Below are 12,662 nucleotides of genomic sequence, written 5' to 3' on the forward strand. Positions count from 1 at the left end.
AAGTAATGATTTAGCAGAGAATTTAGAAATTCATCTCAGCAGCTTGAACTTTTTCAACCTGCTTCTTCTTCAGCACCAGCATAACTTGAGCCAACATCACAAGAGCGATGAACGCAATCATCCATTTGACTCTAGAAGCGTCTTGCAGTACGATTTCTGCATCTGTTTGACCGAATCCACCGACATTCGGGTTGCTGGTTAAAGCATCACCAGTCTTAACTGCTTGCCCTTCGGAAACAACCAATTCTGGCCCTAAAGGAATCGTATCAACGACAACATCACCAGATTCAGGTTGGATGTTGACTAGATATTTCACATTACCGTCACCATCTTCCTCTTTGGCAATCTTGGTAATTGTGCCAGTAGCGGAAGCATTGTAAACAGCGTTGTTGCTCTTTTCGCCAGTGGGATAAACTTGTCCGCGTCCCCGATTACCACCTACGTGAACTGAATATTTACCGAAGTGGATGTTTTTGTCGGTTGCGGGGTTAGGAGAAAGAACTGGGAAGACGATTTCCTGATACTGTTCACCTGGTAAGGGGCCGACGATGACGACGTTTTCTTTGTCTTCGCTGTAGGGTTGGAAGGGAGTGTCGCCAACTTCTTCTTTAAGTTCTTCAGAAATCCGGTCTTCAGGAGCAATCTTAAAGCCTTCAGGTAACATCAGCACAGCGCCGACGTTCAAGCCAACCTTAGAACCATCGGCACCAACTTGCTGGGCGCTGATATCGTAGGGGATTTTCACCACAGCTTTGAATACAGTGTCAGGTAGTACCGATTGGGGAACTTCCACTTCTGTAGGCTTGGCCGCTAAGTGACAGTTGGCACAAACAATCCGCCCGGTTGGTTCGCGGGGGGTTTCGGGATAGGTTTGCTGTGCCCAAAATGGATAGGCGGCAGCAGATTGGGGAAGGGCTAGATCGCTGGTAAAGTAAAATGTCACGGTAGCGATCGCTATGAGCAATGTTTTTACAATCGCTCTAGCACTGCGAGTTAACCTCGCTGTCATGAAAACATTTCTCATCTCTAATAAGGGCAACGATTGAATTAGTCATTAGTCATTGGTCATTAGTCATTAGTCATTAAGCCCTGAACAAAGGACGAATGACTAAAGACTAAGGACAAAATTATTAACTCCACCAAGGTGCATCACCGGTGCGGAAGTCGGTTTCAGTCCAAGGGGTCAAAACAATTTTGTCGTCGTTTACTTTGGTATGAGCCAAAGCCAAAGACAGAGGTGCTGGGCCGCGAACAACCTTACCAGTTTCGTCATACTGGGAACCATGACAAGGACATTTAAATTTGTTCTCAGCAACGTTCCAGGGGACGACACAACCTAAGTGGGTGCAGATGGCATTAATGCCATAATCTTTGATCGCTTCTTTGCTATCTACCACAATATACGTGGGATCTCCCTTTAGTCCTTGGACTAGGTTGCGATCGCCTGCATTCCGGTTTTCTAGAAATTTAGCGACGCTAACATCGTTACCTAGCTCGTCTTTTGCCGTTGTACCGCCACCAGCACCACCAGCTGCGGGTGGAATAAAGTACTTGACAACGGGATACAATGCACCCAGAGCCACTCCAGTGACAGTCCCAAAAGTGAGCAGATTCATGAACTGACGACGCCCCATATCGGGCACGTCTGCTGATTCAGAAAATTGAGCCATAATCTACGCGCTCTTTGTGTATTTTGTTAAGCATTTTGACAAAAGTACTTGTACTTGAGGAACTCTTGTCTAAGTCGAAATGCTAGCGCTCACAACGATGCCATACTTCTTTGTTTCAAGATATGTTTAGCATCTTTTCTGTTAGCATTACATTTCTTTATATCCTTATCATACTGGAGTCACGGAACTTAACATCATAACTAAATGTAAAATCTGATTGAGAAAAGCTATGACAGGACAGGAATTACGTCAGATATTGCTTGATAAGTGGGGATACTCTTACGATGTGCAGTTCCGGCGGGCACAGGGAAAGATATTTTTGCAAGTAATGTGGAAATACTTGGAGCAAGCTTCTTTTCCCTTGAGCGAGGCGGAGTACCAGGAGCATCTTGATAGCATTGCTAATTATCTTCATGCCTTGGGTGGGTCAACACAAGTACAAACTTTTATTGCCCAAACACGCGATCGCCCCCGGCTCGGCAAAGCTGTTAGCATTCCTTTAGATTTGGGTGAACGCTCTTCGGAATGGATCTTATGACCCGCTATGACATTAAAATGAATAAATTTCTCAGTAATTACAGGATTTTTTCTCCAAAAGTACCATAACATGCTATAGAATTCTTTTGCCCACCGCTACATCTCTATCTGGCTGAATTAATACAACTTCTCCATCGTCTAAAACCACTCCTAATACTAAAACTTCCGAGATAAAATCGGATATTTGACGGGGTGGAAAGTTAGTAACAGCTAATATTAATCTGTTGATTAATTCCTCTTGTTCATAAAGTTTAGTAATTTGGGCACTAGATTTTTTAATGCCCAAATCACCAAAATCTATCCACAATTTATAAGCTGGTTTTTTAGCTTTAGGAAACTCTTCAACTTTGATGACTTTGCCAACATGAATCTCAACTTTTTCAAAGTCATCATAACTAACTTTTCTCATTTAGTTTCAAGATGAGATTTTTTAATTTTGAATTGGAGAAATGCGACGATCATTTACCTGTGAGCTTCACTAGTCCAACACCACCGAAATAAAGTCCTAAAACTGCCCCAGCTAAAAGACTTTGAGTCAAGGGGTCAGTGGAAGGTGTAAGGACGGCTCCTAAAACCACTGCTCCCATAATCACGTAACGCCAACCAGAAACCATCTGTTCAGATGAGACAATGTTCAAATTACCGAGCAACAGTTGGATGATGGGGATTTGAAATGCTAAACCAGTGCTGAATAACAGTAGCAGCACAAATTCAAAATACTTATCAATTGACCAAAGTTGTTCGACTACATCTGCTCCGTAGCTAATGAAAAATTTCAACGCTGCGGGGATAAGGAGTAAATAGGCAAATACCAACCCCGCCCCAAACAGCACACTCGAACCCAAAACCACAGGCCCCAGTAAACGGCGTTCACGGCGAGTCAGTCCTGGAAGTACAAACTGGATAATCTGGTAAAGAATAAAAGGACTAGTTAGTACAAAGCCAGTGTAGGCTGCAACTTTGAGGGAGACAAAGAAATATTCTCCGGGTGCAAGTTGGAGAAATTTTACTCCTTGTGCTGGAACCTCAAGTAGCTGGACAATCGGCTTAACGGCAAAGAAACAACCAATAATACCCACCGCTACGGCAATCAGCGAATAGAAAATGCGCTGCCGCAACTCTTCTAGGTGGTCGAAAAGGGACATTTCGACTTCACCTGGCAACTCATCAAGAGGATCGGTGTCTGAGTTGCCATATCCTTCTGGGTCGATGTTGGGAACGTTTACAGTATCTACGTCTTGTGAGGGCGTCATGAGTCAGCTAGTAGGCAACATTTGTTAACTATTTTATCCGGGGAATGGAGCTAGCAAGATATGTTTTTGGGTGCTGTGGGTTTTTTGTCCTGTTTTTTCGGGTTGCATCTGCATAAATTAGTAGTAAGCCATCTTGTAGGCAATTCCTAACCTAAAAAAAGAGTGGAACCGATAATTTAGAAATCACGTCTCTGCGGCTAGTAGCGCTGAGTAAATTGACACAACATCAACATCCAATACTCAGTTTTGAAAATCCGGTTCATCAAGGTGGCATCTATACATAGCGCAATCGGAAATTTTTAGCTGAGGTTTTATGAATCGGACAATTTGCATTGGACTGATGGCATTGCCTGTTTATTTATACAATGCTCAACTAGGCAATACTTGTAGTAGTGGCGTGTCAATTGTCGAAAACCAGCTTCCCATAATAACTGCTCTAATTGTTTACAACACAAATACTCTGTCACACAAATTTCCGTGGCAAATATCGGCTAGAGATGACCAAACCGAAGATTGCCTTCGCGCTGGTACTTGCAGAGATTGATACTAATTCGTAATTCGTAATTACAGTAATTCCATCATAATACGGAGAGAGTTAATGGTAGCAGGGAATCAACGTATAGTAGTGGTTACAGGAGCATCAACAGGAATTGGTCAAGCATGTGCTTTGCTTTTAGACCAGTTGGGCTTCTCTGTTTTTGCGGGCGTGCGTCAAGATATTGATGCTCAAACACTTAAACAGAAAGGATCACAAAGGCTCGTTCCGATTTTTTTAGATGTTACTGATGCTGATTCGATCGCATCTGCCGTTGATAAGGTAACAAATGCAGTCGGTGGGGCTGGAATTTTAGGTTTAGTGAATAATGCCGGAATTGCTATCCCAGGCCCCTTAGAATTATTAGCGATCGCAGAATTTCAACACCAGATGCAGGTTAATGTCACTGGACAATTAGCAGTGACACAAGCATTTCTTGGTCTATTACGCCAAAGTCGGGGTCGAATTGTCAATATGGGTTCCATTGCTGGTAGAAGTCCTACGCCATTCCTGGGCGCTTACAATGCATCAAAATTTGCCTTGGAAGCACTCACTGATGTAATGCGCATGGAGTTACGACCTTGGGGAATCTCGGTTTCAATTATTGAACCTGGTTCCATCGCTACCCCAATCTGGGAAAAGTCCCTAAGTCAATCTGAAATAGCACAGCACGATTTACCCCAAACGGCACACAATCTCTACGGACAGGCGATGAATATTGTCCGCAAGAAAATGCAGATTATCGCCTCTAAGGGAATTTCTGCGGATATTGTCGCTCAGGCTGTTGTCCATGCGCTTACTGCGAAGCAACCAAAGACACGCTATCTTGTTGGACAAGATGCCAAAATTGGAGCTATCCTAAAGCATATTTTGCCCGATAAGCTGCACGATCGTGTAATTTTATACTCAATGGGTTTGTAGATTACTTCTTCATTTCTTGGAAAACCCCTACCTAGAAATCCACCTCATTGCCATTGCGTTACTACCGCTAAGAAACGAGGCTTTGCCTCACAGTGGGCATTCCCAGCCAGAGGCTGGGAACGAGAGAAAGCTTTTTCGCTTACTGGCTTTCACCTTAAATTGACACCAATACACAACTGTGAATCCAGAGAATATGGTTTAACTCTTTGAAAATTGCTGTGACAGAACTCTATATTCAAAAACACTCCAAAATTGTACTCAACAGTACCTTTTTTTGTGTTAGATATTTTTAATATTCATAAGAGTACCTTATTAAATATTAGATATTTTTGCTAGTTATACTTATAGAAGTATTTCTGCTTACTTAAAATTAAATATTAGTATTGTAATGTGCTACATCTAACTTATATATGATGAGCAATTAACCGGAATGCTGCTAATTTAGTTAGTATTTTGAGTGAGATGTACTTAAATTAAGGGATAAATTCCTTAAAATCAAATATATTTATTCAGCAGATTTGATCATCTCTATTCCTGAGTGAACTCGATTAGTTATGCTCCTAGATTTAGAAAGATTTTATCAGGCTTGCAATCCGAGCAGACCTCTAATCATAGGAAATGCCAGCGATCGCAGGTACTATATCGATTTTGCTGCGGTGCGGGGTGGTAAAATCATTGAAGCTTTGCAGCGCACGATCGCTCGAATCTCGCCGGATGTCCCAACCTGTCAACTATTTACAGGACATCTTGGCTGTGGAAAATCAACGGAGTTGTTGCGGCTGAAAGCTGAACTGGAAGTACAGCAATTTCATGTGGTTTACTTTGAGTCTACCCATGTCTTAGAAATGGCAGATGTGGATGTGACTGATATTTTGTTGGCGATCGCAGGCCAGGTTAGTCAAAGCCTAGAAGCTATGAAAATTAGGCTCAAACCTACCTACTTTACCAAGTTGTTTGGTGAACTTGTGGATTTTTTGCAAACGCCAATTGAACTTGGAGTAGAAGCAGAATTATCTGTGGGGATTGCCAAAATTACAACTAAAGCTAAAGAAAGTCCACAATTGCGGCGGCGGTTAAGAGATTATCTAGAACCGCGAACAGCAAATATTTTACAGTCAATTAATCAAGAATTGCTAGAACCTGCCAATAAGGAACTTAAAGCCAGGGGTAAAAAAGGACTGGTGGTCATTGTTGATAACTTGGATAGAGTCGCAATTCGACCTTTACCATCGGGGCGATCGCTACCAGAATACTTATTTATTCAGCGAGGTGAACAGTTACGCAAACTGAATTGTCATGTAGTCTACACTATTCCCCTAGCCCTGACTTTCTCTAACGATAGCGCCGAACTTCAACATCGTTTGGGGGGAGGAGTCGCACCAAAAATGTTACCGATGATACCTGTACGTTTGCGCTCTGGGGAGATTTTCACCCAAGGGCTAGCAATGATGCAACAAATGGTTCTGGCTAGAGCTTTCCCAGACATTCTGCCTAGCGATCGGTTAGGCTTAATTACAGAAGTGTTTGATACTCTAGAAACCTTAGATCGATTGTGCCTGATTAGTGGTGGTCATGTACGCGACTTGCTAGGTTTGCTATTTGACTGTCTGCGAGAACAAGATCCACCCTTTGAGCGGGATTGTGTCGAATTGGTGATTCAAAGACAGCGGGATTACCGAGCCAACGCCATCGACCCTCATGAGTGGGAACTAATCTTTCAGGTGGTGCAACAGCAGAGGGTTAGAGGTGATATAGAATACCACACTCTATTGCGAAGTTTATTTGTATTTGAATACCGCGATCATCAGGGAGCTTGGTTTGCCGTCAACCCAGTTTTAGCAGAGACGGAAAAATTTAAATCATGGTTGAACGACACCCACAAGCAGATATAAGAGCAGCTAACGAGCGGGCCTTGCGAAGTTTGGGGAGAGCAATTGCCCTTTCTAGCGGTCAATTCTCCCTGGTATTGGTGTGCTGCAATTATCGAGTTTTGCAAGAGCGAATGCTGCAACGACTCGAAGAACTCTCTTCAGGAGTACACCACATTCAAAAGGTAGTTCTGCCGCATAATGCTAGAAGCCTTTACACAAGTATTCATTTACAACTGCTAACCGAAGATAATCCGCCATCGGCATTGATGATTTTGGGTTTAGAGTCAGTAGATGGACTCGATGATCTACTTAGGTCTATCAATCATATTCGTGATGAATTTCGCAAACGCCATCCATTTCCGATGATTTTGTGGGTGAATGAGGAAGTGTTGCAAAAAGTAGTCCGTTTAGCACCAGATTTCGCTAGTTGGGCGGCTACACCGATTCGGTTTGAGATGACAAGTCAATCATTGTTGCAATTTTTGCAACATGAAACTGACTCTTTATTTGCTACGGTGTTACCAACCGATACTGCACAACACCAACCTCCTCAAGTTGCAAAGCATTATTTCACTGTGGAGCAAGTCTGGGAACATAGCTATGAACTCCACTTTGCCATTAGAGAGTTACACAATCGTGGTATTACCCTAGAGCCAAAATTACACGCTAGTTTAGAGTTTGTTTTTGGTCTAGATAATTATATTAGCGATCGCATTAATCCAGCTTTAAACCATTTTCAGCAAAGCTTGCAAGTTTGGCAAAAGTTAGTGGAGATAGAGAATAAAGGAGATGAGGGAGATAAGGAAGTATTTTCTTCCCCATCTCCTCCATCTCGCCCATCTCCATTGCTTCTACGGCAGGGAGTCTTACTGTTTTATATTGGGCTGTGTTATTGCCGTTTAGCAGAACAAAATCAAACAGAAAACCGCCGCCATTGGTACACAGCTAAATCTTATTTTCAGCAGTGCTTGAATATTTTACAGGTGGCTGGGCGTTCAGACATAGTTGCTGGATTTATTGGTCAACTTGCAGAGGTTTTGCAATATCTGCAAGAGTGGGAAGAATTGCAGACTGTTGCTCAAAAGTCTCTAGAATTGCATCAAACTTATGGTAGTCAAATCCAATTAGCTTGTGACTACGGTTTTCTGGCGCAAGTGGCTGTGCAGCAGTCGCGGTGGGTACAGGCGAGTATATTAGCACACGTATCACTGCTGAAATTAGGTGAGGCACAAAAGCACAATGACCCTTGTAACTGCTTATTTCCATTACTGTTAGGGCAAATTTACTATTTAGTTTTAGCGAAAGCACAGCGAAATTTAGGTGAGCTAGAAGTTGCTCGTGAATACCTAGAAAAGGCGACAAAAGAACTGCCAGTAGCCTTAGAAAGTAGTGCCCATCAATATGATGCCCATCGTTATATTCGCTTATTGCGGAGACTGCGATCGCTCTACTTTGAAGAAGGTTGCTATCTGGAAGCCTATTACATTCGGCAGAAACGGCGTTCTGTTGAGCAACAGTACGGTTTTCGGGCTTTTATCGGTGCAGGGCGCTTGCAACCGCAAAGACAGGCGACAAACCCAGCATTGATGTCACCTTCTGGTAGCAGCAGCGTTGCTTTAGAAATTGCGGCTTCTGGTCGAGAGCGTGATATTAATAACTTAATTGGCAGAATTAGCCGCGCTGATCAAAAATTGACGGTGATTCACGGTCAATCAGGGGTAGGTAAGAGTTCTATTGTAACTGCGGGCTTAGTTCCAGCACTGCAAAACCGAGCCATTGGCGATCAAATAGCCGTGCCTGTGGTGCTGCAAGTTTACACCGATTGGGCACGGGAATTAGGGAAATCTTTAAGTGAGGCGATGTCTAGTGATGCGTCCCTTGCCATCTACGCTGATATCAAGCTAGAAGCAGTCATTGAACCGGAAGCTTTGCCCTACTGTGACACACCCATCACCATCGTTAGAATTTTACAGCAACTAAAAGAAAATGCTGATAACCACCTGATCACAGTCTTAATTTTTGACCAGTTTGAAGAATTTTTCTTTGGTTATAGCGATCGCAATCAAAAGCAAGAATTTGATAAATTTATTAGCGACTGCCTCAATATCCCCTTTGTCAAAGTTATCCTTTCTTTGCGAGAAGATTATTTACATCGTTTATTAGACTTTAAACATGTTTCAGCACTGGAAGCGATTAATAATAATATTCTTGACAAGCATATCCGCTACCAGTTAAATAATTTTTCGCCAGAATATGCTAAAGCAATTATCAAAAAATTGACCGAGCGATCGCAGTTTCATTTAGAACCTGCTTTAATCGATGCCTTAATCGAAGATTTATCCACAGAATTTGGAGAAGTCCGTCCCATTGAATTGCAAGTTGTGGGAGCGCAAATTCAAGATGAACGAATTACTACACTAGAAGAATATCAACCATATAGGCCCAACAAACTTATCGAGCGATATCTTAAAGAACTGATCAAAGACTGCGGCCCAGAAAATGAACGAGCCGCGTTACTCGTCTTATACTTATTAACAGATGAAAGTAACAACCGACCTTTTAAAACTCGTGCTGAATTAGCGGCGCAACTAGCAGAGTTAGAAGATGTTGACAGATTAGAGTTAGTATTAGACATTTTAGTGCGCTCCGGTTTAGTGGTACTATTCCCTGATGTCCCAGAACGCTATCAACTGATTCATGATTATTTAGTAGACTTGATTCGCTATTTGCAACAACAAGAATCGAGCTTACAGGTACAACTTAACCAGCTGCGCTACAAAGTAGAACAGAGTCAAGCAGAGATTGAGCGACTCAAGAGTGAACTTAGCCAAAATAAGCAGCATTTCAAATTGGTAGATCCTCATCCCCAGCAGGGTTTGGACTTATTAACAGAATTGCGGGAGTTACACAAGCGCGAAGAATTGAGTCAGTTAGAAATTGAGCAATTACGAGCTGAACTCAAAGAAAAAGAATTAACAGCAAAACTCGCAGAAAGTCAAAAGAAACAAAGACTCAGTGAAGCTCAATTAAATCGTTCGTTGAAAATTGCACTTACTGCTTCTGTTCTCGCCATATTGGGTTTAAGTATTTCCATCGTGACAGCAGTAGACAGCGAAATTAAAACCCTCAGTGCATCCAGTGAAGCCCTCTTTGCCTCGCAAAAAGGTATTGATTCTTTAAAAGAAGGTTTAAAAGCGGGGAGAAAATTACAACAAGCAATCTGGGTAGATTCCTATACAAGAGAGCAAGTACAGACGGCTCTCTATCAAGCAGTTTCTGGGTTGAGAGAATATAATCGTTTCGACGGGCATCTATCTGGGGTAAATAGTGCTACATTTAGCAGCGTTCCCCCTTGGGGTTGGCAGAGCCATCGCTCTTTAATTGCCTCAGCTAGTGCGGACACTACAATTAAACTTTGGCATCCTGATGGTAGCTCGGTCAAAACGTTATCTGGGCATGAAGATGTAGTTAATAGCGCCAGTTTCAGCCCAGATGGTCAGATTATTACCTCCGCCAGCCAAGACAAGACGGTAAAACTTTGGAGTCGAGAGGGTCAACTGATTGCTACCCTATTAGGGCATCAAGGTGTAGTGAATAGTGCCAGTTTCAGCCCAGATGGTCAGATTATTGCCTCCGCGAGTAGCGACAAGACAGTGAAACTGTGGAGTCGAGATAACAAACTGCTCAAAACTTTGCAGGGACATGATGGTGCAGTTTTAAGTGTCGCTTGGTCACCTGATGGACAAACCATTGCTTCCGGGAGTGCTGACAAGAAGGTGAAATTTTGGAATCGGGATGGTAAGCTGCTCAAAACCTTGCAGGAACATGATGATGCAGTTAAAAGTGTAGCTTGGTCGCCCGATGGGAAAATTATTGCTTCTGCTAGTTTAGATCAGACAATCAAACTGTGGAATTTGGAAGGTAAGCTACTGCGAACCTTATCAGGGCATAGTGCTGGAGTTACCAGCGTCAGTTTTAGCTTCGACAGTAAAACGATCGCTTCAGCAAGTACCGACGAGACAATCAAACTTTGGAGTTCTGAAGGTGTGTCACTCGGCACTCTGAAGGGACATAATAATTGGGTTAATAGCGTCAGTTTTAGCCCAGACGGCCGTACCCTTGCTTCTGCAAGTCGGGACAAAACTATTAAACTTTGGCATTGGGACGATGTGTTACTGCGAAAGCCCAAAGCTGATAATAATGACTGGGTGACTAGCATCAGTTTTAGCCCTGGAGGTCGTACCTTAGCCGCAGCCAGTCGAGACAAAACTGTAAAACTTTTCAATCGAGAGGGTAAGCTTATCCGCAGTCTTACGGGGCATCAAGGTCAAGTTTGGGGAGTTAGTTTCAGCCCTGATGGTAAAGCGATCGCTTCGGCTAGTAAAGATAAAACAGTGAAGCTTTGGAGCCGCAACGGTAAACTGCTCAACACCTTACAAGGTCATAATGATACCGTCTTGGGTGTAGCTTGGTCGCCTAATGGTCAAGTAATTGCCTCAGCTAGTAAAGATAAAACGGTAAAACTTTGGAGTCGAGACGGTATACTACTTAACACTTTGCAAGGACATCAAGATGCAGTGAATTGGGTAAGTTTTAGCCCCGATGGTAAGTTATTAGCCTCAGCCAGTGATGATAAAAACGTGAAACTCTGGAGTGTAGAGGGTAAATTACTATACACCTTAACTGGTCATAGTCGCCGGGTAAATGGGGTTGCTTGGTCGCCTGATAGTCAAAGCATTGCCTCAGTTAGCATTGATAGCACGGTGAAGATTTGGAGCCGGGATGGGAAACTGTTAAACAATCTCGCGGGCGATGGCGATAGTTTCATCAGTGTCAGTTTTAGCCCCGATGGCAAGACTCTAGCAGCTAGCAGTGATGACAAAATAAGGATTTGGAACCGAGAAGGGACGTTACTGATTGCTTTAAAAGGTGATAAGCAAGAGTTAACCAGCGTGAGTTTCAGTCCTGATGGTAAGACTCTGGCTGCGGGTAGTGGTAATGGTACAGTGATTTTCCAGAATTTGGCAGATATCCAACTGGAAAAATTACTAGCACGGGGTTGCGATTTGCTGCAAGATTATTTGCAGACTAATCAGAAGGTAATAAAAAGTGATGGCTCCGCCAACGCCAGGGGCGATCGCGCCTTGTGTTCTAGTAGGTGATTGAGATTGTGTTCCCATTCAAATCGTTCCCTCTCACTTCTTGAAGGAGTGGGAGGGATAGTCGATTTTATTTGATTTAAATAAAAAATTTATTAGTTTATACAAATGTGGACACTATTTAGTTCTTCGGTTAAGCTAGATTTTAATTATTAAGTATGTAAATAAAGATATTTGCTGCTATTGCAAGCTTAATCAAGCAAAGCATTGTCAATAATATATAATTTGTTTTTTTACCTTTTTTCTCCGATTATTCTAAACATAATTAATCGTAGTAAAAGATAGTCGCTCTCATATTCTTTCAAAAAAAATATGATTATTCATAGAGATTGGATAAATTATGCTTCTAACTAATGATTTAATTGAGTCTACAAAAAGAGCTTTCGCAAAAGCTTTACAAGAAATCCCTGAGTTTTGCAAATTGGGAATTCTTAAAAAGGGAGATGTGATAGATAAAAATTTCAAATCTCTTATGAGAGATTTGATGAATCAATTTGGGCTTAAGCCAGGTATAGATTATGAAGATGAATTGCGTGATAAAGAACCAGCTTCAGATTTTGTTATCAAGTCTAAAGAAGCTAATGATTTAATTCAAGATTTGTTAAATGGCAGAATAGTAGTTCGTAAAGAACATACTAGAATCAGTAAGCATGGAAATCAATATACGGTTAATGCTCATTTTGTAAAAGTTTCAGGTAAATAAACTATTAAAGATA

Annotated in this window: 10 protein-coding genes; 6 read left to right on the plus strand and 4 right to left on the minus strand. The window is 42.2% G+C overall.

Going from position 1 to position 12,662, the window contains the following annotated elements:
- Positions 1–22: 22 nt before the first annotated feature.
- Together petA and petC are read right to left on the minus strand one after the other, a co-directional pair.
- Positions 23–1,024 carry a cytochrome f gene (petA, locus tag ACEYW6_RS01040; protein WP_412978295.1) on the minus strand — a complete coding sequence of 334 codons (1,002 nt, stop codon included), beginning with the start codon at positions 1,022–1,024 and terminating at the stop codon, positions 23–25.
- A 106-nt stretch (positions 1,025–1,130) separates the two neighbouring features.
- A complete protein-coding gene (gene petC / locus ACEYW6_RS01045; protein ID WP_190890793.1) occupies positions 1,131–1,670 on the minus strand; it encodes a cytochrome b6-f complex iron-sulfur subunit in 540 nt (179 codons plus the stop codon).
- Positions 1,671–1,899: 229 nt separating this feature from the next.
- Here petC and ACEYW6_RS01050 point away from each other — a divergent pair, with 229 nt between their 5' ends.
- Complete coding sequence (locus ACEYW6_RS01050) at positions 1,900–2,208, plus strand: DUF3067 family protein (protein WP_179063611.1); 309 nt, start codon at positions 1,900–1,902, stop codon at positions 2,206–2,208.
- 72 nt (positions 2,209–2,280) lie between these two features.
- On the opposite strand, the gene ACEYW6_RS01055 is transcribed toward ACEYW6_RS01050, so the two are convergent.
- Both ACEYW6_RS01055 and tatC read right to left on the minus strand, forming a co-directional pair.
- Complete coding sequence (locus ACEYW6_RS01055; protein ID WP_412978296.1) at positions 2,281–2,616, minus strand: tRNA-binding protein; 336 nt, start codon at positions 2,614–2,616, stop codon at positions 2,281–2,283.
- A 49-nt stretch (positions 2,617–2,665) separates the two neighbouring features.
- Positions 2,666–3,460, minus strand: a complete 795-nt coding sequence (gene tatC, locus ACEYW6_RS01060) for a twin-arginine translocase subunit TatC (RefSeq protein WP_190890788.1) — start codon at positions 3,458–3,460, stop codon at positions 2,666–2,668.
- A 313-nt stretch (positions 3,461–3,773) separates the two neighbouring features.
- Between tatC and ACEYW6_RS01065 the strand changes: the two genes are divergently transcribed.
- From ACEYW6_RS01065 to ACEYW6_RS01085, 5 genes are all read left to right on the plus strand, one after another.
- Entirely contained in the window at positions 3,774–4,004 is a 231-nt protein-coding gene (locus ACEYW6_RS01065; protein ID WP_412978297.1) for a hypothetical protein, read from the plus strand.
- Positions 4,005–4,058: 54 nt separating this feature from the next.
- Complete coding sequence (locus tag ACEYW6_RS01070) at positions 4,059–4,916, plus strand: SDR family NAD(P)-dependent oxidoreductase (RefSeq protein WP_412978298.1); 858 nt, start codon at positions 4,059–4,061, stop codon at positions 4,914–4,916.
- Positions 4,917–5,470: 554 nt separating this feature from the next.
- Positions 5,471–6,808 (plus strand): P-loop NTPase fold protein, encoded by a 1,338-nt coding sequence (locus ACEYW6_RS01075; protein ID WP_190899438.1) that lies wholly within the window; start codon positions 5,471–5,473, stop codon positions 6,806–6,808.
- Positions 6,778–11,949, plus strand: coding sequence for an eIF2A-related protein (locus ACEYW6_RS01080; RefSeq protein WP_412978299.1), 5,172 nt, complete (start codon positions 6,778–6,780; stop codon positions 11,947–11,949). Before ACEYW6_RS01075 ends, ACEYW6_RS01080 begins: the two co-directional genes overlap by 31 nt.
- Before the next feature lie 337 nt (positions 11,950–12,286).
- Positions 12,287–12,649, plus strand: a complete 363-nt coding sequence (locus ACEYW6_RS01085; RefSeq protein ID WP_412978300.1) for a hypothetical protein — start codon at positions 12,287–12,289, stop codon at positions 12,647–12,649.
- The last annotated feature ends 13 nt before the right edge of the window (positions 12,650–12,662 follow it).

This window comes from Nostoc sp. UIC 10607, from assembly GCF_047228265.1.
In the GTDB taxonomy this organism is placed as follows: domain Bacteria; phylum Cyanobacteriota; class Cyanobacteriia; order Cyanobacteriales; family Nostocaceae; genus Nostoc; species Nostoc foliaceum_A.

Bases quoted from the DNA above. Each gene is read 5' to 3' on its own strand.
- petA (WP_412978295.1), bottom strand. From the start codon at position 1,024: ATGAGAAATGTTTTCATGACAGCGAGGTTAACTCGCAGTGCTAGAGCG.
- ACEYW6_RS01085 (WP_412978300.1), top strand. From the start codon at position 12,287: ATGCTTCTAACTAATGATTTAATTGAGTCTACAAAAAGAGCTTTCGCA.
- petC (WP_190890793.1), bottom strand. From the start codon at position 1,670: ATGGCTCAATTTTCTGAATCAGCAGACGTGCCCGATATGGGGCGTCGT.
- ACEYW6_RS01070 (WP_412978298.1), top strand. From the start codon at position 4,059: ATGGTAGCAGGGAATCAACGTATAGTAGTGGTTACAGGAGCATCAACA.
- ACEYW6_RS01080 (WP_412978299.1), top strand. From the start codon at position 6,778: ATGGTTGAACGACACCCACAAGCAGATATAAGAGCAGCTAACGAGCGG.
- ACEYW6_RS01075 (WP_190899438.1), top strand. From the start codon at position 5,471: ATGCTCCTAGATTTAGAAAGATTTTATCAGGCTTGCAATCCGAGCAGA.
- ACEYW6_RS01055 (WP_412978296.1), bottom strand. From the start codon at position 2,616: ATGAGAAAAGTTAGTTATGATGACTTTGAAAAAGTTGAGATTCATGTT.
- ACEYW6_RS01050 (WP_179063611.1), top strand. From the start codon at position 1,900: ATGACAGGACAGGAATTACGTCAGATATTGCTTGATAAGTGGGGATAC.
- ACEYW6_RS01065 (WP_412978297.1), top strand. From the start codon at position 3,774: ATGAATCGGACAATTTGCATTGGACTGATGGCATTGCCTGTTTATTTA.
- tatC (WP_190890788.1), bottom strand. From the start codon at position 3,460: ATGACGCCCTCACAAGACGTAGATACTGTAAACGTTCCCAACATCGAC.